This is a genomic window from Angustibacter luteus, assembly GCF_039541115.1.
GTDB classification, from domain to species: Bacteria; Actinomycetota; Actinomycetes; order Actinomycetales; family Angustibacteraceae; genus Angustibacter; species Angustibacter luteus.
The window spans coordinates 684019-706447 of record NZ_BAABFP010000002.1 but is presented as its reverse complement, the minus strand read 5'-3'; the positions used below and the strand labels follow the sequence as shown (position 1 = coordinate 706447).

General features: G+C 72.3%; 23 protein-coding genes. 14 read left to right on the top strand and 9 right to left on the bottom strand.

Annotated elements, in window-relative coordinates; genetic code table 11:
• Window position 1 precedes the first annotated feature (1 nt).
• The 3 genes from ABEB17_RS03330 to ABEB17_RS03320 all read left to right on the top strand — a co-directional run bounded on the left by ABEB17_RS03330 (window position 2) and on the right by ABEB17_RS03320 (window position 2769).
• Complete coding sequence (locus ABEB17_RS03330) at window positions 2-784, top strand: enoyl-CoA hydratase-related protein (protein WP_378227084.1); 783 nt, start codon at window positions 2-4, stop codon at window positions 782-784.
• 68 nt (window positions 785-852) lie between these two features.
• Window positions 853-1521: a response regulator transcription factor gene (locus ABEB17_RS03325; RefSeq protein WP_345715149.1), complete on the top strand. Its 669-nt coding sequence runs from the start codon at window positions 853-855 to the stop codon at window positions 1519-1521.
• 9 nt (window positions 1522-1530) lie between these two features.
• Window positions 1531-2769, top strand: a complete 1239-nt coding sequence (locus ABEB17_RS03320; RefSeq protein WP_345715148.1) for a sensor histidine kinase — start codon at window positions 1531-1533, stop codon at window positions 2767-2769.
• A 154-nt stretch (window positions 2770-2923) separates the two neighbouring features.
• On the opposite strand, the gene ABEB17_RS03315 is transcribed toward ABEB17_RS03320, so the two are convergent.
• Window positions 2924-3469 (bottom strand): GtrA family protein, encoded by a 546-nt coding sequence (locus tag ABEB17_RS03315; protein ID WP_345715147.1) that lies wholly within the window; start codon window positions 3467-3469, stop codon window positions 2924-2926.
• 194 nt (window positions 3470-3663) lie between these two features.
• On the opposite strand from ABEB17_RS03315, the gene ABEB17_RS03310 reads away from it, so the two are divergent.
• The 3 genes from ABEB17_RS03310 to galE are packed head-to-tail and all read left to right on the top strand — an operon-like array spanning window position 3664 to window position 6383.
• On the top strand, window positions 3664-4839 hold the full coding sequence (locus ABEB17_RS03310; protein WP_378227085.1) for a 5-(carboxyamino)imidazole ribonucleotide synthase: 1176 nt from the start codon (window positions 3664-3666) through the stop codon (window positions 4837-4839).
• Window positions 4836-5372: a 5-(carboxyamino)imidazole ribonucleotide mutase gene (purE, locus tag ABEB17_RS03305; protein WP_345715145.1), complete on the top strand. Its 537-nt coding sequence runs from the start codon at window positions 4836-4838 to the stop codon at window positions 5370-5372. The genes ABEB17_RS03310 and purE overlap by 4 nt, the downstream gene beginning before the upstream one ends.
• Window positions 5373-5396: 24 nt before the next feature.
• Window positions 5397-6383, top strand: a complete 987-nt coding sequence (galE, locus tag ABEB17_RS03300) for a UDP-glucose 4-epimerase GalE (protein WP_345715144.1) — start codon at window positions 5397-5399, stop codon at window positions 6381-6383.
• A gap of 25 nt (window positions 6384-6408) precedes the next feature.
• Here galE and ABEB17_RS03295 read toward each other — a convergent pair whose 3' ends face one another.
• The 3 genes from ABEB17_RS03295 to ABEB17_RS03285 are packed head-to-tail and all read right to left on the bottom strand — an operon-like array spanning window position 6409 to window position 9123.
• The gene (locus ABEB17_RS03295) at window positions 6409-7254 is read right to left on the bottom strand and encodes a class II fructose-bisphosphate aldolase (RefSeq protein WP_345715143.1); all 846 of its coding nucleotides are present in this window, start codon (window positions 7252-7254) and stop codon (window positions 6409-6411) included.
• Window positions 7251-8174, bottom strand: a complete 924-nt coding sequence (locus ABEB17_RS03290) for an SIS domain-containing protein (RefSeq protein ID WP_345715142.1) — start codon at window positions 8172-8174, stop codon at window positions 7251-7253. Before ABEB17_RS03290 ends, ABEB17_RS03295 begins: the two co-directional genes overlap by 4 nt.
• A complete protein-coding gene (locus ABEB17_RS03285) occupies window positions 8164-9123 on the bottom strand; it encodes a carbohydrate kinase family protein (protein ID WP_345715141.1) in 960 nt (319 codons plus the stop codon). The genes ABEB17_RS03290 and ABEB17_RS03285 overlap by 11 nt, the downstream gene beginning before the upstream one ends.
• A 97-nt stretch (window positions 9124-9220) precedes the next feature.
• Between ABEB17_RS03285 and melA the strand changes: the two genes are divergently transcribed.
• Window positions 9221-10528, top strand: a complete 1308-nt coding sequence (gene melA, locus ABEB17_RS03280; protein WP_345715140.1) for an alpha-galactosidase — start codon at window positions 9221-9223, stop codon at window positions 10526-10528.
• Window positions 10529-10536: 8 nt separating this feature from the next.
• Here the strand turns inward: melA and ABEB17_RS03275 are convergent, their stop codons facing one another.
• Complete coding sequence (locus tag ABEB17_RS03275; RefSeq protein WP_345715139.1) at window positions 10537-11307, bottom strand: DeoR/GlpR family DNA-binding transcription regulator; 771 nt, start codon at window positions 11305-11307, stop codon at window positions 10537-10539.
• Between the two features lie 195 nt (window positions 11308-11502).
• Here ABEB17_RS03275 and ABEB17_RS03270 point away from each other — a divergent pair, with 195 nt between their 5' ends.
• Genes ABEB17_RS03270 through ABEB17_RS03255 form a run of 4 tightly spaced genes read left to right on the top strand, consistent with a single transcriptional unit; the run spans window position 11503 to window position 16041 of the window.
• Window positions 11503-12822, top strand: a complete 1320-nt coding sequence (locus ABEB17_RS03270) for an ABC transporter substrate-binding protein (RefSeq protein WP_345715138.1) — start codon at window positions 11503-11505, stop codon at window positions 12820-12822.
• A complete protein-coding gene (locus ABEB17_RS03265) occupies window positions 12819-13808 on the top strand; it encodes a carbohydrate ABC transporter permease (protein ID WP_345715137.1) in 990 nt (329 codons plus the stop codon). Before ABEB17_RS03270 ends, ABEB17_RS03265 begins: the two co-directional genes overlap by 4 nt.
• Window positions 13805-14614, top strand: a complete 810-nt coding sequence (locus tag ABEB17_RS03260) for a carbohydrate ABC transporter permease (RefSeq protein ID WP_345715135.1) — start codon at window positions 13805-13807, stop codon at window positions 14612-14614. Before ABEB17_RS03265 ends, ABEB17_RS03260 begins: the two co-directional genes overlap by 4 nt.
• Complete coding sequence (locus ABEB17_RS03255) at window positions 14611-16041, top strand: right-handed parallel beta-helix repeat-containing protein (RefSeq protein WP_345715134.1); 1431 nt, start codon at window positions 14611-14613, stop codon at window positions 16039-16041. The genes ABEB17_RS03260 and ABEB17_RS03255 overlap by 4 nt, the downstream gene beginning before the upstream one ends.
• A 110-nt stretch (window positions 16042-16151) precedes the next feature.
• Here the strand turns inward: ABEB17_RS03255 and ABEB17_RS03250 are convergent, their stop codons facing one another.
• Window positions 16152-16598, bottom strand: a complete 447-nt coding sequence (locus tag ABEB17_RS03250) for a CoA-binding protein (RefSeq protein ID WP_345715133.1) — start codon at window positions 16596-16598, stop codon at window positions 16152-16154.
• A gap of 3 nt (window positions 16599-16601) precedes the next feature.
• Complete coding sequence (locus tag ABEB17_RS03245; protein WP_345715132.1) at window positions 16602-17948, bottom strand: UDP-glucose dehydrogenase family protein; 1347 nt, start codon at window positions 17946-17948, stop codon at window positions 16602-16604.
• 57 nt (window positions 17949-18005) lie between these two features.
• Between ABEB17_RS03245 and ABEB17_RS03240 the strand changes: the two genes are divergently transcribed.
• The 3 genes from ABEB17_RS03240 (at window position 18006) to ABEB17_RS03230 (ending at window position 21289) form a co-directional block, all read left to right on the top strand.
• Window positions 18006-18995, top strand: coding sequence for an LLM class F420-dependent oxidoreductase (locus ABEB17_RS03240; protein WP_345715131.1), 990 nt, complete (start codon window positions 18006-18008; stop codon window positions 18993-18995).
• Window positions 18996-19090: 95 nt separating this feature from the next.
• The gene (locus ABEB17_RS03235; protein WP_345715130.1) at window positions 19091-20581 is read left to right on the top strand and encodes a lipopolysaccharide biosynthesis protein; all 1491 of its coding nucleotides are present in this window, start codon (window positions 19091-19093) and stop codon (window positions 20579-20581) included.
• Between the two features lie 36 nt (window positions 20582-20617).
• Window positions 20618-21289, top strand: a complete 672-nt coding sequence (locus ABEB17_RS03230; protein ID WP_345715129.1) for a class I SAM-dependent methyltransferase — start codon at window positions 20618-20620, stop codon at window positions 21287-21289.
• Here the strand turns inward: ABEB17_RS03230 and ABEB17_RS03225 are convergent.
• Both ABEB17_RS03225 and ABEB17_RS03220 read right to left on the bottom strand, forming a co-directional pair.
• On the bottom strand, window positions 21262-21630 hold the full coding sequence (locus tag ABEB17_RS03225) for a DUF2304 domain-containing protein (RefSeq protein WP_345715127.1): 369 nt from the start codon (window positions 21628-21630) through the stop codon (window positions 21262-21264). The two genes, ABEB17_RS03230 and ABEB17_RS03225, sit on opposite strands and share 28 nt — an antisense overlap.
• A 34-nt stretch (window positions 21631-21664) precedes the next feature.
• Window positions 21665-22339 carry a glycosyltransferase family 2 protein gene (locus ABEB17_RS03220; RefSeq protein ID WP_345715126.1) on the bottom strand — a complete coding sequence of 225 codons (675 nt, stop codon included), beginning with the start codon at window positions 22337-22339 and terminating at the stop codon, window positions 21665-21667.
• Window positions 22340-22429: the final 90 nt, after the last annotated feature.

Here is a 22429-nt window from a genome sequence, read left to right as displayed (position 1 = left end):
GCTGGAGCACGTGACCCTGCGCGCCGTGGGTGAGCACGTCGTCGAGCTCGTGCTCAACCGTCCCGAGGCGCTGAACGCGGTGTCCACCGCGATGGCCCGCGACCTGGTCGAGGCGACGTCCGCGCTCGCCGCCACGCGCGGCACCCGCGCCGTGGTGGTCAGCAGCTCGGCCGAGAAGGCGTTCTGCGTGGGGGCGGACCTCAAGGAGCGCAACGGTTTCAGCGACGCCGACCTGATCGCACAGCGGCCGACGACGGCGGCGGCCTACCGCGGCGTCCTGGACCTGCCCATGCCGGTGGTGGCGGCCGTGCACGGCTACGCGCTGGGCGGCGGGTTCGAGATCGCCCTGTCCTGCGACCTGGTCGTGGCGGACGACACCGCGGTGGTCGGGCTGCCGGAGGTCAGCGTCGGCGTCATCCCGGGCGGTGGCGGCACGCAGCTGCTCACCCGCCGGGTCGGCTGGTCACGCGCCGCGGACCTGGTGTTCACCGCCCGCCGGCTCACGGCGGCCGAGGCGCTCGCGCACGGCTGCGTGGACCGCGTCGTCCCGGCCGGCACGGCCCGCGATGCCGCGATCGAGATCGCCACCGCCATCGCCGCCAACTCGCCCGTGGGGCTCCGCCAGGCGAAGCGCGCGATGCGCCTCGGGCTGGACGTCGACCTGGCCACCGGGCTGGCCGTCGAGGACTCCGCGTGGCGTGCCACGGCCTTCTCGCCGGACCGCGCCGAGGGCGTCCGGGCGTTCGCGGAGCGCCGTCCGCCGGTGTGGCCCGGAGACGCCTGAAGCGGTTGGTGGAAACTGCTCATAGCGACCACCGGACGCCGGTGTCCGCTGGCCCTACGATGACGCCCATGACCCGGGTGCTGCTCGCCGAGGACGACGCCTCGATCGCCGAGCCGCTGGCCCGCGCCCTGCGCCGCGAGGGGTACGAGGTCGACGTCCGCGCCGACGGCCCCAGTGCGCTGGCCGGGGCCCGTGAGGACGTCGACCTCGTCGTCCTCGACCTCGGCCTGCCGGGGATGGACGGCCTGGACGTGTGCCGCGAGATCCGCGCCTCCGGCAGCGACGTCCCGGTGCTGGTGCTGACGGCCCGTGCCGACGAGGTCGACACCGTCGTGGGGCTGGACGCCGGGGCCGACGACTACGTCACCAAACCGTTTCGGCTCGCCGAGCTGCTCGCCCGGGCCCGCGCCCTGCTGCGCCGCGGCGGCCACGAGTCCGAGCCGACACCGCGGGTACGGATCGACGCCGAGGCACGGCAGGCCTTTCTGGACGACACCGAGCTGCAGCTGACTGCCAAGGAGTTCGACCTGCTCCGCGTTCTGGTGCGCGAGGCCGGCCGGGTGGTGCCCCGCGAGCAGCTCATGCGCGAGGTCTGGGACGCCGACTGGTACGGCTCGACCAAGACGCTCGACATGCACGTGTCCTGGCTTCGCCGCAAGCTCGGCGACGAGGCGGGTCAGCCGCGGTTCATCGCGACGGTGCGCGGCGTCGGGTTCCGGTTCGAGCGGGACGCCTGAGCAGCGGCGGTGCGTGCCCGGCTGCTCCGCTCGTCCCTGATCGCCGCCGCCGTCGGCGTCCTGCTGGTCGGTGCACCGCTGGTCGGGCTCGGCGCCTGGTCGGTGTTCCGGCAGACCACGTCGGACCTGAGCCGTCGCGCCTCGGACGTGCAGATGCTGGTGGAGCGCGGGGACGCTCCGCTCCCCGAGCTCGGGGCGCAGATCGAGGCCGAGCTCGCAGAGGGCCGCAACGGCGGGCACCTGCACGCCCGGGTCTCCTCGAGCGAGGGTGTGCTGGACGTCGGCACGCCCATCGCCGGTGACCTCGTGCGGGCCGCGAGCAGCGGCGGGGACACCGTCGTGGTGGTGGAGGTCAGCCGGACCCGGGTGAACCTGCAGATCGCCGAGCTCGGCCTGGGCATCCTGGCGTTGTCCGTGGTCGCGTTCGCGGTCGCCGCCCTGTCGGCGACCTGGCAGGCACGCCGGCTGGTCGAGCCGCTCGCCGTCCTGGCGGACAACGCCGACCGGCTCGGGCGGGGCGAGTCCCGGCTGCGGCCGGTCAGCAGCGGCGTCCCCGAGCTCGACCGGGTGGCCGCCGGGCTGGAGCGCAGCGCGGCGTCCATGGCGGCGGCGCTGGCGGCGGAGCGCGAGTTCGCCTCCGACGCCAGCCACCAGCTGCGCACGCCGCTGACCGCCCTGTCCATGCGGCTGGAGGAGATCGCCACCAGCGAGGAGGTCGACGAGGTCCACGAGGAGGCCCGCGTCGCGCTCAACCAGGTCGAGCGGCTGACCCAGGTGGTCGACAGCCTGCTCGCCCGCTCGCGGCTGCAGCGGCGCACCACGGTGACGTCGGTGAACCTGGTGCAGATCCTGGAGCAGCAGATCGAGGAGTGGACGCCGGCCTTCCGCGAGCGCCGCCGCCGGCTGGTGCTGCACCCGGTGGAGCCGGTGTCCGTGGTCGCCACCCCGGGGGCGTTCTCGCAGGTGCTCGCGACGCTGGTGGAGAACAGCCTGCAGCACGGGCGCGGCACGGTATCGATCACCGCCCGGCACACGGGTCGCTCGGTCGTGGTGGAGGTCACGGACGAGGGGGAGGGGGTGCCCCCCGAGCTCGGCTCGCGGGTGTTCGAGCGCAGCGTGAGCAGCAGCGGCAGCACCGGGCTGGGGCTGGCGCTGGCCCGGGACCTCGCCGAGGCGGACGGCGGGCGCCTCGAGCTGGTGCGGGCTCGCCCGCCCGTGTTCGCGGTCTTCCTCAGCGCCGTCGACTAACCCCAGCCGGCCCTGTGGGTGTCGCGGCGCAACGCAGCTACGAACCTATTGGAGTAACGGCACGCAGTCCCAACCAGCGCTGGTTGCGACTGCGTGCCGTTACTCCATACCTAGTGGAGTGGCGTTGCGCCGCGACAAGAAAGGTGGGCGGGGGTCAGGCGGGGGGCGAGGCGGGCTGGTGCTCGTCCGTGGCGGGGTGCGGGTGCTTGTGCAGGCCGAGCACCTCGTCGTCCGCGAGCTCGGACTTGAACACGAACGTGCGGTAGGCCCAGAAGCGGAACAGCGTGCCGAGCAGCAGGCCGACGCCGTTGGCGGAGATGTTGTCGTCCCGGGCGGTCGTGAAGTCCAGGACGTAGTGGCTGAACCACAGGCAGGCCACCGAGATCAGCATGCCGATCACGTTGAACGCGACGAACAGCGCGAACTCGTGGTGCGCCTTGAGCCGGCCGCGGTGCCGGAACGTCCAGAGCCGGTTGCCGATCCACGCGACGACGGTGGCGCAGGTGGCCGAGATGATCTTCGCGGTGATCGGCTTGCTCTCCAGCGGGCCGCCGTCGCCGAGCCCGTAGCGCAGCAGGTTGAACACGCCGACGTCCACCACGAACGCCAGCGCGCCGACGGCGCCGAACTTGATCATCTCCCGGACGACGACGTCCATCGCGCCGCGTGCGCGGTCGATGAGCGAGGGGGCGTGGGACACGAACGGCTCCGGTGGGGCGACGACTGGGGCGCGGAGCCTGGTCGCCCGCGCGCTGGTCAGGGTAACCCCGTCCGCTGGGAGCGGCACGCCCGGCTAGGCTCGCCGTCGTGGACCACGAACGCTCCCCGGACGCCGTCCACCACCCTGGTGGGTTCCCGCTCGTGGGGGTCGTGGGCGCGGGACAGCTGGCCCGGATGATGCTGGCCCCGGCGACCGCTCTCAGCCTGGGGTTGCGGGTGCTCAGCGAGGCGCCGGACGCGAGCGCCGCCCTCGTCGCGGCCCAGACGCCGCCCGGCCTGCACACCGACCTGACCGCCCTGCAACGGCTGGCCGCCGACTGCGACGTCGTCACCTTCGACCACGAGCACGTGCCGCCGGAGCACCTGCAGGCCCTGGAGGCCGGCGGCGCGACGATCCGGCCCAGTGCGGCCGCGCTCGTGCACGCCCAGGACAAGCTGGTCATGCGCGAGCGGCTCGCCGCCATCGGGGTGCCCTGCCCGCGGTGGGCCGCGGTGCACGACGCGGGCGAGCTCGCCGCGTTCGGTGACGAGGTGGGCTGGCCGCTGGTGGTCAAGACCCCCCGCGGTGGCTACGACGGCAAGGGCGTGCTCGTCGCCGACTCGCTGGACGACGCCGCGGACTGGCTGGGCCGCCTCGATGCCGGCGAGGCGTTGCTCGCGGAGGAGAAGGTCGCCTTCCGTCGCGAGCTGGCCGTGCTGGTGGCGCGCAGCCCGATGGGTCAGGCCGCGGCGTGGCCGGTGGTCGAGACGGTGCAGGAGGACGGGATCTGCACCGAGGTCATCGCGCCGGCACCGGGCCTGTCGCCGGCGATGGCGGCCGCCGCGACCGAGGCGGCGCTGCGGATCGCGGGTGAGCTCGACGTCACCGGCGTCCTCGCGGTCGAGCTGTTCGAGCTCCACCCCTCCCCCGGTGATCATGCACGTTCGCCCCGGGATGGCGGGCCCGCGGGGGCGAACGTGCATGATCACGAGGGGGAGGGGGCGGGCTTCGTCGTGAACGAGCTCGCGATGCGCCCGCACAACAGCGGGCACTGGACGATCGACGGCTCGGTGACCAGCCAGTTCGAGCAGCACCTGCGCGCCGTCCTCGACCTGCCGCTCGGCGACACCCGCCCGCGCGCCCGGTGGACCGTGATGGCCAACGTGCTCGGGGGCGACTACCCGGACCTGTACACGACGTACCAGCACGTGCTCGCGCACGACCCGTCGCTCAAGGTGCACCTGTACGGCAAGTCGGTGCGGCCCGGACGCAAGATCGGGCACGTGACGGTGTGCGGGGACGACCTGGCCGACCTGCGCGAGCGGGCCCGGCACGCGGCGGACTACATCCAGGGAGTGGTGACCGAATGAGTGCGAACCCGCTGGTCGGCGTGGTGATGGGCAGCGACTCGGACTGGCCGGTCATGGAGGCCGCGAGCAAGGCGCTGGACGAGTTCGGCGTCGTGCACGAGGTGGACGTCGTCTCCGCGCACCGGATGGCCCGCGAGATGCTCGACTACGGGACGTCGGCGGCCGACCGTGGCCTGCGGGTGATCATCGCCGGCGCCGGCGGCGCCGCCCACCTGCCCGGCATGCTGGCCTCGGTGACCCCGCTGCCGGTGATCGGCGTGCCAGTTCCGCTGCAGTACCTGGACGGCATGGACTCACTGCTGTCGATCGTGCAGATGCCGGCCGGTGTGCCGGTGGCCACGGTCTCGGTGGCCGGCGCCCGCAACGCCGGCCTGCTCGCCGTCCGGATCCTCGGGTCCGGCGCCGGTGAGGAGGCAGAGTCGTTGCGCCGCAAGATGTCGGCGTTCCAGGACGACCTCGGCGCGCAGGCCCGCACCAAGGGCGAGCGGCTGCGCTCGCGCCGTTCGGGCGGGGTCGGTTTCGGCGGGTCCTGAACGCCGCCCGGTAGGTTGGCTGCCATGACGTGGCTGGTGACGGGTGGCGCGGGGTACATCGGCGCGCACGTGGTGCGCGCCCTGACGCAGGCCGGGGTCGGTGTCGTCGTCCTGGACGACCTGTCCACCGGTGACGCGTCCCGGATCGGCGACGCCCCGCTGGTGCACGCCTCACTGCTGGACCGCGAGCAGGTGGACCGAGCGATCACCGAGCACGACGTCAGCGGGGTCGTGCACATCGCCGCGAAGAAGCAGGTCGGCGAGAGCGTCGCGGACCCCTTCTACTACTACCGGCAGAACGTGCTCGGCCAGCTCGTGCTGATGGAGGCGATGCGCGACCACGGGGTGAAGCGCTTCGTGTTCTCGTCGTCCGCGGCGACGTACGGCGCCCCGGAGACCGCGCTGGTGGAGGAGAAGAGCCACCTGGTCCCGGAGTCGCCGTACGGCGAGACGAAGGTCGTCGGGGAGTGGCTGGCCAAGGACGCCGGTGCGGCGTACGGCGTCCGGTCGGTCTGCCTGCGCTACTTCAACGTGGCCGGCGCGGCGACGCCCGAGCTCGGCGACCCCGAGGCGTTCAACCTCATCCCGATGGTCTTCGAACGGCTCACCAAGGGCGAGCGGCCACGGATCTTCGGCGACGACTACCCGACGCCGGACGGCACCTGCATCCGCGACTACATCCACGTGGCGGACATCGCGTCCGCGCACCTCGCGGCTGCCCGGTACCTGGGCGGCGAGGGCGAGTCGCTGTCCTTGAACATCGGTCGCGGGCAGGGTTCCTCGGTGCGCGAGGTGATCGACGTGATCGGCGAGGTGACCGGGCTCGACGTCACGCCGGACGTCGTCGCGCGCCGTCCGGGGGACCCGCCGCGCACCGTCGCGTCGGCCGACGCGATCCGGCACTACCTGGGCTGGGAGGCCCAGCACGACCTGCGCGAGATGGTCGGCTCGGCGTGGGCGGGCTGGACGCTGCGGCACCCTGAGGTCGCCGACCTGCCGCGGGTCCGCTGAGCTGACCGAAGGGCCGGGCCAGGGGTCAGGCCAGCACCTGCAGCAGCGCGCCGACGGTGTCCGCCATCGCCGTGCGCGCGGGCGCGAGGTACCGGCGCGGGTCGACGAGGGCCGCGTCGGCATCGAGGCAGCCGCGGATCGTGGCAGTCATCGCCACGTTCAGCCCGGTGCCGAAGTTCACCTTCGCGATACCGGCGACCACCGCCCGGCGCAGCTCGTCGTCCGGCACCCCCGACGAGCCGTGCAGCACCAGGGGCACCGGCACCGCCTCGCTCAGCCGGGCGATGAGGGCGTCGTCCAGGCGGGCGGTGCGGGAGGTCATCGCGTGCGAGCTGCCGACGGCGACGGCCAGGGCGTCGACGCCGGTCGCGGCGACGAACGCCGCGGCCTCGTCGGGATCGGTCCGGACGCCGGGCGCGTGCGCGCTCGCCGGCGCGTCCGCCTTGCCGCCGACGTAGCCGAGCTCGGCCTCCACCCACAGGCCCGCGCCGTGGGCGAACGCGGCCGCCCGGCGGGTGCGCTCGACGTTCTCCTCGTGCGGCAACGCCCCCGCGTCGTACATGACGGAGCTGAACACCGATCCGGCCACCTGGGCGAGCAGGGCCTCGTCGGTGACGTGGTCGAGGTGCAGGGCGATCGGGACGTCGCAGTGCCGGGCGATCGCCGCGGCGGCCAGGGACACCGGCTCCAGCTGGCCGCCGTGGAAGCGCACCGCGTTCTCGCTGAGCTGCAGGATCACCGCGGTCCCGGTCGCGGCGGCCGCTTGCGCGACGGCCTCGGCGTGCTCGAGCGTGATGATGTTGACGGCGGCGACCGCTCCTCGGCGCCGCCGCGCCTGGGCCACCAGCTCGTCGGTCCGGACGACGGTCATCGGCCGGGCCGCACGTCCTCGCCGAGCACCACCGAGCGGGTCAGGTGGCGCGGCCGGTCGGGCTCGAGGTGCTGGGCCCGGGCGCGCCGGACGGCGAGCAGCTGGGCGCGGACCAGGTCGGCGACCGGGTCGAGGGGGTCGGCCACGACGAGCGCACCGGTGGCCGCCAGGTCCGCGACCAGGCCGTCCACCGGCCGGCCGAACACCCAGACCGCCCGGCCGGGCTGGGCGATGGCGATCGGGCCGTGCCGGTACTCCATCTGCGGGTACGCCTCGGTCCAGCCCTGCGCGGCCTCGCGCATCTTCAGCGCGGCCTCCTGGGCGATGCCGAACGCCCAGTCCTGCCCGAGGAACGTGAGCTGCTCGACCTGCTCGAGCTCGGCCGGGTAGGACGTCCCGCCGGCCAGCACCGCCTGCGCCTGGGCGATCACCGGAGCCAGGTCCTCGCCCAGCGACCCGCGCAACAGGATCAGGACGGTGGTCGCGAACACGGTCTGCACGACGGACTGCTCGTCGGCGAAGTCCAGGACGACCGTGTCGTCCGCGGCCGCCTCGACGGGACTGTCGTGCACGGCGGTGATCGCCAGCACCGGGGCGCGGGTCGCGTCGATGGCGCGCACCACCTCGGTCGTCGTGCCGGAACGGGAGATGGCCACCACGCGGTCGTAGCGGCGCCCCGCCGGGAACTGGCTCGCGGCGAAGGCATCCGTCTCGCCGGCGCCGCTCAGCTCGCGGGTCGAGGCGTAGGCCGCGGCCATGAACCAGGACGTGCCGCAGCCGATCACCGCGACCCGCTCACCCGGTTGGGGCAGCAGGGGGGACAGCGCCGGAAGCAGGTCCAGCGCGCTCGCCCAGGCGCGGGGCTGGTGACGGATCTCGCGGTCCACGTGCGACGTGGAGGGTTCGTGGTCAGTGCGCATGGGCCCGTCCCGGCTCGTTCAGGTCTGCTCGTGTGGGCTGGCTGCCCGTGCCGCCGAGCGCGCCGACGCTCAGCGTCCCGGCGAGGGTGGCGCGGTGCAGGCAGTCGGCGAGCGGGGTGTCGTCCAGCCACGCGTCGAGGAACGCGGCGTCGAACGTGTCCCCGGCGCCGGTGGTGTCCACCGGGTCCCGAGGTTCGCCCGCCGCGGCCAGCAGCTCGCCGTCCGCGGTGGCGGCGAACGCGCCGTCCGCTCCGTCCTTGACGACGACGAGCGGCCCCCGCCCGGCCAGCGTGGTCGCGGCGCGCCGAGGGTCGCCGTCCTGGCCGATCGCGCAGACCTCTGCGCGGTTCGGCAGCAGGACGTCGAGGTGCGCGAGCAGGTGGTCGACGCCCTGCCAACGGTCGCTCGGGTCGTCGTTGGTGTCCAGCGAGGTGGTCAGGCCCTGCGAGCGCAGCTCCGTCAGCAGGGCCGGCAGGTCCGCGGCCAGCCCGGGCTGCAGGAACAGGGAGGAGACGTGCACGTGCCGCAGCCCTCGCGGCAGCAGCGCGGCGACGGCGTCCCGCACCTCGGCCGCCGTGAGCGTGTCGATCGCGCCCAGGTGGGTCAGCACCGAGCGGTCCGGGCCGGCGGACAGGACGACGGTGAGGCCCGTGGGCTGGTCCACCCGGCGGAGCACGGGCCGGACGTCGACCCCGGCCGCTCCCAGGTCGCGCAGCACGACGTCCCCGAACGTGTCCTGGCCGACCGCCGCGAGCAGCGCGACCGACCGGCCGAGCCGGGCGAGGCCGTGCGCGACGATCGCGCCCGAGCCGCCGATGGTCAGCGTGGCCCGCTCGAGCAGCTGCTCGGCCTGGCCGAAGCGCGGGACGACGTCGCCGGTCAGGACCAGGTCAGGGTTGAGGTCGCCGACCACGAGCACGTGGCAGGGCTCAGCGCCGACGTCCGACATGGCTGCACCTTCGCAGACTCGCGCACGGTGTGTCCAGAACCAATCACGAAAACTGCTCGTTCTTGCTCGGTTGTGGTCGCCGTGGCATGCTCGCCGCATGACCACGGTGTGCTTCGTCGGTGCCGGCTCGGCCGTGTTCACCCGGCAGCTGCTGCGCGACCTGCTGTCCTTCCCCGACCTCGGCCGGCTGGACCTGGTCATGCACGACCACGACCCGCGCCGGCTCGAGCTGGCCCTGGGAGTGGCTCGGATCGCCATCGCCCGGCACGGCAGCGACGCGTCGGTGCGGGCGGACGGCGACCGGCGCCGGGCGCTGGCGGGCGCCGACTTCGTCGTCAACGCGGTGAACATCGGCGGGCACGCCGCGACGGTCACCGACTTCGACGTCCCCGCCCGGTTCGGCGTCCGGCAGACCATCGCCGACACCCTCGGGGTGGGCGGGGTGTTCCGCGCGCTGCGCACCTTCGGCTTCCTCGACGCGCTCGCCACCGACATCCGCGCGGTCTGCCCCGACGCCTGGCTGCTGAACTACACCAACCCGATGGCCATGAACATCCAGTACCTGGCCACCGCGCACCCGGACGTGCGGGTGCTGGGCCTGTGCCACTCGGTCTTCTGGACGGTGCACGACCTGTGCGCGCTCATCGAGGTGCCGCTCGAGGAGGTGCAGTTCCACAGTGCCGGGGTGAACCACCAGGCCTGGCTGCTGCGCTGGGAGCGGGACGGCCAGAGCCTGTACCCGTTGCTGGACGAGCGGATCGCGGCCGACCCCGGGCTGCGGCGACGCGTCCGGGTGGACCTCTACCGGCGGCTCGGCTTCTACCCGACGGAGACCAGCGAGCACTCCAGCGAGTACGTCCCCTGGTACCTGCACGACGACGCCGAGATCGAGCGGCTTCGGATCCCGGTCGGCGACTACCTGCAGATCAGCGCGGACAACGCCGCCGAGGTCGAGGCGCTGATCCCGCAGGTGGCCGCGGGGCAGTACGTCGAGCCGGACGAGGAGGCGGTCGAGTACGCGCCGCAGGTGATCCACAGCCTCGTCACGGGCACGCCGCGGACCATCCAGGTGACCGTGGCCAACAGCGGCCTCGTCGCGAACCTGCCGGCCGGCGCCGGCGTCGAGGTCCCGTGTGCCATCGGCGAGAACGGTGCCGAGCCGGTCGCCGTCGGGGCGCTGCCCCCGCAGTGCGCAGCCCTCAACCGGCAGTTCCTGTCCGTCGTCGAGCTCACCGTGCAGGCCGCGGTCCAGGGCCGGCCGGAGTACGTCCGGCACGCGCTGATGGTCGACCCGAACACCTCGGCGACGCTGGCCGTGGACGACATCTGGCGGCTGGCCGACGCGATGGTCGCCGCGCACGGCGAGCTGCTGCCCGAGGGCTTGCGGGTGCCGCTCGCGCGCTGAGCGCTCGTTCAGCGAGCCGGGACGACGTGCACGGCCGGCCCGAGCCGGCGCAGCTCGTCCAGCTCGCTGGGCGACGCGTCGTCGTCGGTCACGATGTCGGAGGCAGTGGCGATCTCGCCGATCTTGGCGAAGCCGCGACGGCCGATCTTGCTCGAGTCGGCGACGACGATGACCCGCTCGGCGGCCCGCACCAGGGCCCGGTTGGTGTGCGCCTCGACCTCGTGGTGCGTGGTGAAGCCGGCGGTGGGGTGCACGCCGTCGACGCCGATGATCGCGATGTCGAGGTTGATGCTGGACAGCGTGAGCTCGGCCAGCGGGCCGACCAGCTCGTAGGACTCCGCCCGGGCGCTGCCGCCGCAGACGACCAGCTCGATGTTCGACCGCACCGCGAGCTCGGCGGCGATGTTCAGCGCGTTGGTCACCACCCGCAGGTGGGTGCGCGAGGCCAGCTCGCGGGCCACCTCGGTGGTCGTCGTCCCACCGTTCAGCCCGACCGAGCTGACGTCGGGACCGACCAGTGCGGTGGCGGCCTGGGCGATCGAGCGCTTGGCGTCGTGGTGCTGCCCACCGCGGTAGCGCATGGGCAGCTCGTACAGCACGCCCGAGGCGACCGCACCACCGTGGGTGCGGGTCAGCAGCTTCTGCTGCTCGAGCAGGTGCAGGTCCCGGCGGACCGAGGCCTCCGACACCGAGAGCAGCCCGCTCAGCCCGGCGACGCCGACCGACCCGTGCTCGTTGAGCTCCTGGAGGATGAGCCCGAGGCGGTCCTCCTGTCGCATGGCGCTCACCATACGCGCAGGAGGGCGTTCATTTCGAGCAGGTTCGCTCACGCGCCGTCCAGTCGGTTGGTGAGTCGCGCCGTAACGCTCACGAAACCAGGCTCAGAAGGGTTGACCCGTCTCTGAATAGCGTGCAAAACTGCGCACGAATCACGCTCGACTCTGCTTGATTCGGTTGAAACCTGGGAGTGACCGATGGCCGCTGACCGTCCGACCCCTCGCCTGCCGCGCGGCCGCGTCGCCCGCCGTTGCACGGCCGTCATCGCCGTCGGAGCGGTCCTGCTCGTCGGGGTGACCGCGTGCGGCGGCGGCAAGGCCAGCTCCGACGAGGGGACGACGATCACGGTCGCCCACGGGTACACCGACGTCGAGGCGGCCGCGCTCAAGACCCAGGCCGAGAAGTGGAACACCGACCACCCGACGACCAAGGTGAACCTCGTCTACAACGGCGGCAACGACAGCGCCCTGCAGAAGACCGTGGCCGGGTTCACCGCGGGCAACTACCCGGACGTGGCCTACGAGTACGGCTCGTCGGCCGCCCAGCTGGCCCGCCAGCCCAAGCTGGTCGACCTCACCGAGAAGGTGAAGGCGAGCGGCTTCAACTGGGACGACTTCTACCCCTCCGAGCGGCTGGCGGCGACGGTCGACGGCAAGGTCGTCGGGGTCCCGGCGCTGGTGGACAACCTGAGCCTGGTCTACAACAAGAAGCTGTTCGCGGCCGCCGGCGTCCCTGAGCCCACCAACGACTGGACGTGGGAGCAGTTCCGGGACGCCTCGAAGAAGCTGAGCGACCCCGCCAAGAAGACCTACGGGTGGGCCTACGTCAACGACGCCAGCGAGGACACGGTCTGGCGCTACCTGGCGATGCTCTGGCAGGCCGGCGGTGACCTGCTCACCAGCGACAACACGAAGCCCGCCTTCGACTCCCCGGCCGGCCTGGCCTCGCTGCAGCAGCTGCGGGACATGGCCGTCACCGACAAGTCCGTCTACCTCGACACGGGCAACGGCAACTACCTCAACCTGTTCAACAGCGGCAAGATCGCGATGCTCTGGACCGGGCCGTGGGACCTGTCCAGCATCAACGACGACGTCGAGTACGGCGTGACCTACCTGCCGGGCTACCAGGGCAACCACGAGACCATCTCCGGACCGGACCTGTACCTGCTGTTCGACCACTCCTCGGGTCGCACGGACACCGCGGTGAAGTTCGTGAGCTGGCTGACGTCGGCGCCGGTGCACCTGGAGTTCGCCATCGCCACCGGCGACCTGCCGCTGCGCAAGTCCGAGACCGAGCTGCCCGGCTACCAGACCTTCCTGAGCAAGTACCCGGCGGAGAAGGTGTTCGTCGCGAACCTGGACAACGTGAAGCACGTGCGACCCAACCTGCCGGAGTACGCCGAGGTCTCCACGGCGGTCGGCCAGATGGTGCAGTCCGTGCTCCTCGGCCAGGCCGAGCCGGCCGCCGCTCTGAAGACCGGCAGCCAAGCGGTGGCAGCGGCGCTGGCCGGTTCGTGAGCTCGACGGTGGAGCGCCGGACCGACGCAGCGAGGTCGCGCCGTCCGCGCACCATCCTGGCCCGGGCCCCGCAGCCGGACCGGCGCCGCCGGGGCCGGCTCGGCCGCAGCGGCCGCGAGTCGCTGACCGGGTGGCTGATGGTCAGCCCGAGCCTGGTGCTGATCGCGCTGTTCGGGCTGGTGCCCGTGCTCTGGTCGTTCGCGCTGTCCTTCCAGCAGAACGACCTGCAGACCCCGGGGACCTGGGTCGGCCTGAAGAACTACGAGCGGCTGAGCCAGGACCCGCAGTTCTGGGACTCGGTCCGCCGCACCGTCGAGTACACGGTGCTGTTCGTGCCCAGCACGCTGGTGCTCTCGCTGCTGGCCGCCGCCGCGCTCAACCGGCGGATCCGCGGCATCACCGTCTACCGGCTGGCCGTGTTCATCCCGGTCGTCACCTCGACCATCGCGACCGGGGTGATCTTCAGCTGGCTGCTGGACCCCGACTACGGCCTGGTGAACGCCACCCTCAGCAAGGTCGGCCTACCCACGTTCGAGTTCTTCGCCTCGCCGACGCAGGCGCTGCCAGCGGTGGTGCTGATGACGGTCTGGGGGTGGATCGGCTTCGGGGCGCTGATCTTCCTCGCCGGGCTGCAGGGAATCCCCACCGACCTGATGGACGCCGCGCAGATCGACGGGTGCTCGACGCGCGGCGCGTTCTGGCGGATCCAGGTGCCCCTGCTGCGACCGGTCAGCGGGTTCCTGCTGGTCTGGCTGACGATCAACGCGCTGCAGCTGTTCGACGAGGTGTACGCGACCACGAAGGGCGGCCCGTCGCGAGCCACCACCGTGGTCGTCTACTACCTGTACGACCAGGCGTTCAAGTTCTTCCACGCCGGCTACGCCGCAGCCATCGCGGTGGTGCTGTTCGTGGCCATCGCCGCGGTGACCGCGCTGCAGCTGCGGATCACCCGCGAGGAACCGACGCCGCAGGAGGGACGGCGATGAGGACCCGTCCGTCCGCGTGGCACCTCGCGCTGGTGCCCATCGCGCTGCTCATGGCGGTGCCGCTGCTCTGGATGCTCGTCACCAGCCTGTCGACCCTGGCGGAGACGCGACGGTTCCCGCCGAGCCTGCCGTCGCACCTGGAGTGGGCCAACTACGCTACCGCCTGGACGGACTCGCCGTTCGCACGCTGGATGCTGAACAGCTCCGTCGTCTCGGTGACCTGCGTGGTCAGCAACATCGTGCTGTGCAGCCTGGCCGGCTACGCCTTCGCCCGGCTGCGCTTCCGGGGCAGCCAGCTCGCCTTCCTGGCCATCCTCGCCACGCTGATGGTGCCGTTCCAGGTGGTGATGATCCCGACCCTGCTGATCGTCAAGCACCTCGGCCTGGTCGACACGTTGCCGGCACTGATCCTGCCGAACCTGGTCACCGCGTTCGGGATCTACCTGATGCGCCAGTTCTTCGTGTCACTGCCGGTCGAGCTCGAGGAGGCCGCCCTGATCGACGGGGCCGGTCGCGTGCGGATCCTGGCCCGGGTGCTGATGCCGTTGATGGGGCCGCCGGTGGCCACCGTCGCCGTCCTGACGTTCCTGTCGGTGTGGAACGACTTCCTCTGGCCCCTGGTGGTGACGTCCTCGCCCGAGGTGATGACGGTCCAGCTCGGGCTGTCCACCTTCCAGAGCTCGCACTTCACGAACTGGCCCGTCCTGATGGCGGGCACCCTGATGAGCCAGCTGCCGGTGCTGATCCTGTTCGTGGCCGGCCAGCGGTTCTTCGTCAGCTCGATCGCGAACACGGGGATCAAATGAGGGTCGCCACCGCACTCGCCCTGACCGCCTCCTGCCTGTTGGCCGGCGCGCCGCCGGCTGTCGCCCAGCCGAGCGCGCAGCCGTCCGGGCCATCCGCGTCGTCCAGGGTCCTGGTCGTCTCGCCGACCGGCTCGGACCGCGCCGCCGGGACGGCGGCCCATCCGCTGCGCACCATCCAGGTCGCGGTGCACCGGCTCCAGCAGGGCGGGCGGGTCGAGCTGCGGGGTGGGACATACCACCAGCGGGTGCGGCTGGTCGGCGTGCACGACGTGAGCCTCTCGCCGTACCGGCAGGAGCGGCCGGTCCTGTCCGGCGCCGGCCTCGTGCCACCGCCCGGGCTGACGGCGCTCGTCGAGATCGCGGACAGCAGCCACGTCACCGTCCGCGGGCTGGGTCTGACCGGCTACCGCACCGACCAGCTCGACGTCACGCCGGCTGGCATCTTCGTGCACGGCCACGACCGCGCGATCCGCATCGAGGGCAACCGCGTGCACGACCTGGGCAACGACAACGGCACGCTCGGCAGCTTCGACATCAACGCGCACGGCATCGCCGTGTACGGCGACGACCCGCACGGCTCGGTGACGGGCCTGTCGATCGTGGGGAACGAGGTCGACCACCTGCACCTGGGAGCCAGCGAGAGCGTCGTCGTGAACGGCAACGTCGACGGCTGGACGATCGCCCGCAACCACATCCACGACAACGACAACATCGGGATCGACGCCATCGGCTACGAGGAGACGCTGGCGGGCGCCGCCCGCTACTCGACGCTCAACCGGGCCCGGAACGGCGTGATCGCCGACAACACGGTGGCCCGCATCCGGTCCCGCGGGAACCCCGCCTACTGGGAGGGCGGCACCGGCGACGCGGCCTGGTGCAACTGCGCGGACGGCATCTACGTGGACGGTGGGACGCGCATCGCCGTGCGGGGCAACCGGGTGTCCGACAGCGACATCGGTATCGAGGTCGCGGCCGAGAACGCGCGGGGCGCGGCCGACCACGTGCGGGTGAGCCGCAACGTGATCACCGGCAGCCTGTTCACCGGCATCGCCACCGGCGGCTACTGCGACGGCTCGGACGACTGCGGCGGGGAGCAGACCGGCTCATCCCACGACAACGTCTTCGACGGCAACCGGTTGCGCGGCAACAACCGCCTGGACGACGGCTCCCCCGAGCTGCTCGTGCAGTACCACGCGTCGCGAAACACCTTCCGGCACAACACGATCGTGGCCACCAACAGCGCGCACGCCGTCTACGGCACCGTGCCGGGAGGCGTCGCGCACGGCGACGTCAGCGACCACAACACCTTCAGTGCCGTCGGCGCCGGCGCCCAGCAGCTCGAGCTCGGCTGGTCCGGGCAGACGTACACCGGCTTCGACGCCTACCGCCGGGCCACGGGCCAGGACCAGCACTCCCACGCCCGCTGACCCCCACCACCCCCCACCCGCGGTGATCATGCACGTTCGCCCCGCCCCGGCCTGCGCCGATGGGGCGAACGTGCATGATCACCGCGGCGGGGGGTGGGGGGGCGGTGGGGTCAGCCCAGGCCGAGGGTCGGGAACTCGATCTTCGGGCAGGTGTCCATCACGACGTCCAGCCCGGCGGCCGTGGCGCGCGCCGCCGCCGCCTCGTCGACGACCCCCAGCTGCAGCCAGACGGCCTCGATGCCGAGCCGGTCGCGCTGGGCGATCGCCTCGTCCACCACCTCACCGACCCGCCGGCTGTTCACGAAGCAGTCCACGACGGCGACGTGCTCGCCGGGCGCCGGGTCCGGCAGGTCCGACAGGTGCCGGTAGCCGGCCTCGCCGAAGGCGCTCTCACCACGGGGGTTCACCGGGACCACGCGCAGCCCCAGCCGGTCGACGAGCCAGGACGACACCCCGTACGCCGTGCGTGAGGTGTTCGCCGACAACCCGACCACCGCCCAGGTGGCCGGCGTGCTGAGCAGCCGACGGACGACGTCCGGGTCGTTGGCGTGGCTCACCGGTTACCCGGTGGCCAGGGCGGTGGGACGGCCGAGGGCACGCAGCGTCCACCCGGCGGCCGTCCAGCGCGCGACGTCCAGCTTGTTGCGACCGTCCACGACCCGGCGCTGGGCGACGTGCTCGGCGGCGACCTTCGGGTCGAGCTCGCGGTACTCCTGCCACTCGGTCAGGTGCAGCACGACGTGCGCGCCCTGCAGGGCCTCAAGGGCGGAGTCCGCGTAGGACAGGTCCGGCCACTTGCTGCGCGCGTTGTCCATCGCCTGCGGGTCGTGCACCGTGACGTGCGCGCCCTGCAGCCGGACCTGCGCGGCGACCGACAGCGCGGGGGAGTCGCGGATGTCGTCGCTGTCCGGCTTGAACGCCGCGCCGAGCACCGCGACCCGCTTGCCGATGAACGAGCCGTCGCACTGCTCGCGGGCGATGTCCACCATCCGCGAGCGGCGACGCATGTTGATCGCGTCCACCTCGCGCAGGAACGTCAGGGCCTGGTCGGCGCCGAGCTCGCCGGCGCGGGCCATGAACGCCCGGATGTCCTTGGGCAGGCAGCCACCGCCGAACCCGATGCCGGCCCCGAGGAACTTGGCCCCGATCCGGTCGTCGTGCCCGATCGCCTCGGCCAGCGAGACGACGTCCGCGCCAGCCGCCTCGCACACCTCGGACATCGCGTTGATGAAGGAGATCTTGGTGGCCAGGAACGCGTTCGCCGAGGCCTTCACGAGCTCGGCGGTCGCGAAGTCGGTGACCACGACCGGGGTGCCGTCCGCGATCGTCGCGGCGTACACCTCGTCCAGCAGCGCCTTGGCCCGCTCGCCGCGGGGGCCGGCCTCGACGCCGTAGACCAGGCGGTCGGGGTGCAGCGTGTCCTTGACCGCGAAGCCCTCGCGCAGGAACTCGGGGTTCCACGCCAGGGTGACGTCGGGCCCGCCCGGCGCCTTGGCGCGAAGCATCTCGTCGAGCCGCTGGGCCGTCCCCACCGGGACGGTCGACTTGCCCACGACCAGCGTCGGCCCGTGCAGGTGCTTGGCCAGCTCCTCGAACGAGGCGTCGACGTACCGCAGGTCGGCCGCGTTCTCACCCGGGCGCTGCGGCGTCCCGACGCAGACGAAGTGCACGTGGGCGTCCGCCGCGCGGCCGTAGTCCGTGGTGAAGGTGAGTCGCCCGGTGGCCAGGGCCGCCGCCAGCAGCTCGGGGAGCCCCGGCTCGTAGATCGGGGCCTTGCCGGCGGACAGCTGGGTGATCTTGGCCTCGTCCACGTCCACCGCCACGACCGTGTGGCCGAGCTGGACCATCGCGGCGGCGTGCACGACCCCGAGGTAGCCGGTTCCGATGACAGAGAGGTTCAGCGACATGCGAGCAAGCATAGGCAGCGCGCGCGACGGCTAGGTTACGGTTCTAGGCTTCCGAGTATGCGATTCGGTATCTTCGTCCCTCAGGGCTGGCGGCTCGACCTGGTCGGGGTCGACCCCGCCGACGACTGGCCGACCATGCGACGGCTGGCCCAGCGGTTCGACGCCACCTCGGCGTGGGAGTCGATCTGGGTCTTCGACCACTTCCACACCGTCCCGGTGCCCACCCAGGAGTCCACCCACGAGGCGTGGACCCTGATGGCTGCGTTCGCGGCGTGCACGGACCGGGTCCGGCTCGGCCAGATGTGCACCTGCATGGCCTACCGCAACCCGATGTACCTGGCCAAGGTCGCCGCGACCATCGACCACGTGAGTGCCGGCCGGGTCGAGATGGGCATCGGCGCGGGCTGGTACGAGCACGAGTGGCGGGCCTACGGCTACGGCTTCCCGAGCGCCGGCGAGCGGATCGCGATGCTCGACGAGGGCGTCCAGATCATGCGGCAGGCCTGGTCGAGCGGTGTGGCGACCCTGGACGGCGCGCACTACCAGGTGGACGGCGCGATCTGCCGGCCGCTGCCCGTGCAGCAGAGCGGAATCCCGTTGTGGATCGCCGGCGGCGGCGAGCGCAAGACGCTGCGGATCGCCGCCCAGCACGCGCAGTACACGAACTTCGACGGCGACCCCGAGACCTTCGCCCACAAGTCACGGGTGCTCGCCGGGCACTGCGAGGACGTCGGCACCGACTTCGACGCGATCGTACGGAGCGCGAACTACAACGTCTTCATCGGCCGGGACGAGGCCGAGGTCGAGGAGCGGCTGGCGTTCTACCGCGACCGGCTGTCCTCGGTGGTGCCGCCGGCGGAGGTCGAGAGCCGCTTCGAGATGATGCGTTCCGGCCAGCTGTTGGGCACCCCCGAGCAGCTCGTGGAGCGCTTGGGCGCCCTGCAGGAGGCCGGGATGACCTACGCCATCACCAACTTCTTCGAGGCGGCGCACGACACCTCCGCCATCGAGCTCTTCGAGCGCGAGGTCATCCCGGCCCTCGCCTGAGACGTCGCCGACGGGTGGCCGTGATCGACGGGCGGAGCGCCTGTCGTGTCCCCGGTGCCGCCCGCCGGTGGCGCCGCACGGCACAATGAGCGGCGATGACACCAGGCCCCGCGACCATCGCCACGATGTTCCGGCCGTTGCGGTTGGACCAGCCGACGGTCGGCTCGATGCGCGCCCGTGGCGTGCTGAGCACCATCGGCATCGGCCTGCAGGGTGTGCTGCGTTTCGTCCTCAGCGTCGCCATCGGCCGGATCGGCGGCCCAGCCGTGCTGGGCGTGGTGAACAGCGCGATCTCCGCCGCCCTCTTCCTGAGCCTGCTGTGGCCGGCCTCCGCCGGCGCGGCTGGGTCCAAGTTCGTGGCCCGGGCCCGGGGCGCCGGGGACTTCGAAGAAGCCACCGTGGTCGCGGCCCACCTCGGACGGCGCACCGCGGCGTCGACGGCGGTCCTGGCCCTGGTCGCGGTCGCGGGATGGGCCACGATCGGGCACGGCGGCGTCGAGGCCGGGCTGTGCGTCGCGGCCCTGGTGGTCGGGTACTCCGGTTACGCGTTCACCCGCGGCGTCCAGTTCGGCGCCGGGCAGGTCGCCCGGGCGACGTACTGGGACGTGACGAGCGTGCTGCTCGGACTGGGCGGGGTGCTGGTGGCGCTGGCTGCGGGCGTGCGCGGGACCGCGCTGGTGCTCCCGCTCGCCGGGGCGTACCTCGTCTACACGGTGGCCGGCTACCCGCACGGAGTGCACGGACGGCCAACCCGGGTGCTCAGACGCGAGCTGGACGGTTTCGTCCTGCTCGGGGTCACGGCGAGCATGGCCAGCGGTGGTGTCCTGCAGCTGTCCATGGTGGTGGCGCGGGTCTTTGACTCGGCTGCCGCGGCCGGGCAGTACGCCTCGGCGCTCGCGCTCGCCACCCCCGCCTCGCTGCTCGCGAGCTCGCTCAACCTGGTCCTGTTCCCGGCCATGGCCGAGTCCTGGGGGCGCGGCGACGTGATCGGCTTCCGCCGCCAGACGGACTACGCGATGCGCCTGCTGCTGCTGGTCCTCGTCGGTGTCTTCGGCTCCCTGGCGCTGTGCAGCCCGATGCTCGGCCTGATCTTCGGACCCAAGTACGCCCAGGCCGAGGAGCTGCTGCCGATCCTGCTGCTGGGAGTGCTGGCCGTCTCGGTCGCCGTGGTGCCGAGCACCGCCATCACGACCCGTTCGCAGCGCGGCATGGTCATCTACAGCGCCACCTGCGTCGGGGGCCTGCTGGTGGGCATCCTCACCTGGCTCGCGCTCGTGCCCGGCCACGGCGTCCTGGGCGTCGCCGTGGGCAACGTCGTCGCCGGTCTGGTGGTCGCCGTCGTCCCGACCGCGATCGTGTGGCGGGACGGCCAGCGCTGGCTCGCCCTGATGGTTCGCACCGTGCTCGCGGTAGCCGCCGTCGGCGCCCTCCTCGCACTGCGGCAGGCAGTCGACCTGTCCCTGTGGGTGGACGTCGTCCTCGTCCCGGTGTTCCTCGGCACCTGGCTCGCCGTCTCGGCCGGCGACGTCCGCACGGTGCTGCTCCCCCTGCTACGCCGCCGACGCCCCATGATGGACCCCGGGTGATTGGTGCTGGACCGGACGTTCACTAAGGTCTTCGCCATGAGTCTCGAGTCGGTTCGCCAGAGGGCGGCGCGGTCCCCCCTTGGCCAGTGGATCCTGCGTCGGCGCTTCCATGACAGCGGAAGCTACTGGGAGCAGCGGTACGCCGCCGGCGGGACGTCGGGAGCCGGGTCGTACGGCGCGGACGCCGAGTGGAAGGCCGAGGTGGTCAACGGTTGGGTGGCCCAGTTCGGCGTGAGCTCGGTCATCGACTTCGGTTGCGGTGACGGTAACCAGCTCTCGCTGGCCCACTACCCGCGCTACCTCGGGCTCGACCGGTCGGCGACGGCCGTGCGCACCTGCATCGCGAGGTTCGCGGATGATCCGACGAAGAGCTTCTTCCAGTACGACCCCGGGGCGACCGCCGACCCGGCGGGGTGGCTCCGGGCGGACCTCGCCCTCTCGCTCGAGGTGATCTTCCACCTGGTGGAGGACGACATTCGCGAGGACTACCTGACCCGGCTCTTCGCCGGCGCCGAGCGCTTCGTCGTGATCTGCGCGGCCGACCGGGGCGACCTGCCGGACGGCCCGCACGAGCGGCACCGGCCCTTCACCCCGTGGATCGCGGCCAACCAGCCGCAGTGGGACCTCGTGGAGCGGCTCGCGCCGCCGGCGGGCGTCGACCTGGTCTCCGAGCTGTTCCTCTACCGCCGCACGGAGTCGTCGGCCTGACGCTGCGGTGGCGGGCCGGCCTCGTCCAGCGCGAGCCGCCGGGTGAGCACGGTGAGCTGGCGCTCCAGCTGGCGCTGACGGCGCCCGGTGGTCGCGACGAACGCGAGGAACGCCACGAAGAGCAGGTACAGCAAGAGGTCCGTGCCGCGCCCGACGCCGACCCACCCGGCGATCTCGGAGGTCAGCCCGGGCGCGATGATCGCGGCGGTGCCGAACACCACGAACGCCAGCAGCCCCAGGCGGCGCAGGGCGAGGTGGCGGGAGTTGACCGGGCTCACCACCAGCAGGTAGGCGCCGCCGGCGACCATGGCGATGATCAGCACCACCTGGATGATCAGCATGCCGGGCTCCTCTTCGATGCCGTGGTCGACTGGCTCACTTGAACAGCAGGTCTGTGAGGATGTTCACTCCGTTGAGCAGGGACTGCCCCTTGGCCCGGCTGTAGTCGGTGTACAGGATGTGCACCGGTTGCTCGACCATCCGCCCGCCCGTCTTCGCGATCTGCTGGGTCAGCTCGGATGCGTGCGCCATCCGGTTCTGCCGGATGTCGATCTGTTCGCAGACCTTGCGGTCCAGGGCGCGCAGGCCGTTGTGCGCGTCGGTCAGGTGCAGTCCGGTGGTGGCGTTCGAGTAGACCACGGCCGTCTTCAGGACCAGTCGCTTCAGGACGCCCGGCCGGGTGCGCGAGTCGAGGAAGCGTGAGCCGAAGACGACGTCGGCCTCGTCGTCCCGCAGGCGCTGAACCATGTGCACGGCGTCGCTGACCTGGTGCTGCCCGTCGGCGTCGAACGTCACGACGTACTCCATCGCGGGGTCGGCCAGCGCGTACGTGATGCCGGTCTGCAGGGCCGCACCCTGCCCCAGGTTCAGCGCGTGCCGGACCGTCGTGGCGCCGGCCGCCTCGGCCTCGCGGGCGGACTGGTCCGAGCTGCCGTCGTCGACGCACACGACGTTCGGGAACACGTCGAGCAGACCGCGGACGACGTCACCGATGACCGGCTCCTCGTTGAACAGCGGTACGACCACCCAGGTGTCATGCACGGCGGCCATTGTGCCAGGGTTTGCGATCGCGCCCTCGCAGCGGCGAGGGCGCGAAGGGACCCGGCTGGTATCTTCGCTGGCGGCCACCGCACTCGAAGA

What these genes read in the sequence shown, in the direction of transcription:
- ABEB17_RS03325 (WP_345715149.1), top strand. Translation starts at nt 853, where the DNA reads ATGACCCGGGTGCTGCTCGCCGAGGACGACGCCTCGATCGCCGAGCCG.
- ABEB17_RS03310 (WP_378227085.1), top strand. Translation starts at nt 3,664, where the DNA reads ATGATGCTGGCCCCGGCGACCGCTCTCAGCCTGGGGTTGCGGGTGCTC.
- purE (WP_345715145.1), top strand. Translation starts at nt 4,836, where the DNA reads ATGAGTGCGAACCCGCTGGTCGGCGTGGTGATGGGCAGCGACTCGGAC.
- galE (WP_345715144.1), top strand. Translation starts at nt 5,397, where the DNA reads ATGACGTGGCTGGTGACGGGTGGCGCGGGGTACATCGGCGCGCACGTG.
- ABEB17_RS03295 (WP_345715143.1), bottom strand. Translation starts at nt 7,254, where the DNA reads ATGACCGTCGTCCGGACCGACGAGCTGGTGGCCCAGGCGCGGCGGCGC.
- ABEB17_RS03290 (WP_345715142.1), bottom strand. Translation starts at nt 8,174, where the DNA reads ATGCGCACTGACCACGAACCCTCCACGTCGCACGTGGACCGCGAGATC.
- ABEB17_RS03285 (WP_345715141.1), bottom strand. Translation starts at nt 9,123, where the DNA reads ATGTCGGACGTCGGCGCTGAGCCCTGCCACGTGCTCGTGGTCGGCGAC.
- melA (WP_345715140.1), top strand. Translation starts at nt 9,221, where the DNA reads ATGACCACGGTGTGCTTCGTCGGTGCCGGCTCGGCCGTGTTCACCCGG.
- ABEB17_RS03275 (WP_345715139.1), bottom strand. Translation starts at nt 11,307, where the DNA reads ATGCGACAGGAGGACCGCCTCGGGCTCATCCTCCAGGAGCTCAACGAG.
- ABEB17_RS03270 (WP_345715138.1), top strand. Translation starts at nt 11,503, where the DNA reads ATGGCCGCTGACCGTCCGACCCCTCGCCTGCCGCGCGGCCGCGTCGCC.
- ABEB17_RS03260 (WP_345715135.1), top strand. Translation starts at nt 13,805, where the DNA reads ATGAGGACCCGTCCGTCCGCGTGGCACCTCGCGCTGGTGCCCATCGCG.
- ABEB17_RS03255 (WP_345715134.1), top strand. Translation starts at nt 14,611, where the DNA reads ATGAGGGTCGCCACCGCACTCGCCCTGACCGCCTCCTGCCTGTTGGCC.
- ABEB17_RS03245 (WP_345715132.1), bottom strand. Translation starts at nt 17,948, where the DNA reads ATGTCGCTGAACCTCTCTGTCATCGGAACCGGCTACCTCGGGGTCGTG.
- ABEB17_RS03240 (WP_345715131.1), top strand. Translation starts at nt 18,006, where the DNA reads ATGCGATTCGGTATCTTCGTCCCTCAGGGCTGGCGGCTCGACCTGGTC.
- ABEB17_RS03235 (WP_345715130.1), top strand. Translation starts at nt 19,091, where the DNA reads ATGACACCAGGCCCCGCGACCATCGCCACGATGTTCCGGCCGTTGCGG.
- ABEB17_RS03230 (WP_345715129.1), top strand. Translation starts at nt 20,618, where the DNA reads ATGAGTCTCGAGTCGGTTCGCCAGAGGGCGGCGCGGTCCCCCCTTGGC.
- ABEB17_RS03225 (WP_345715127.1), bottom strand. Translation starts at nt 21,630, where the DNA reads ATGCTGATCATCCAGGTGGTGCTGATCATCGCCATGGTCGCCGGCGGC.
- ABEB17_RS03220 (WP_345715126.1), bottom strand. Translation starts at nt 22,339, where the DNA reads ATGGCCGCCGTGCATGACACCTGGGTGGTCGTACCGCTGTTCAACGAG.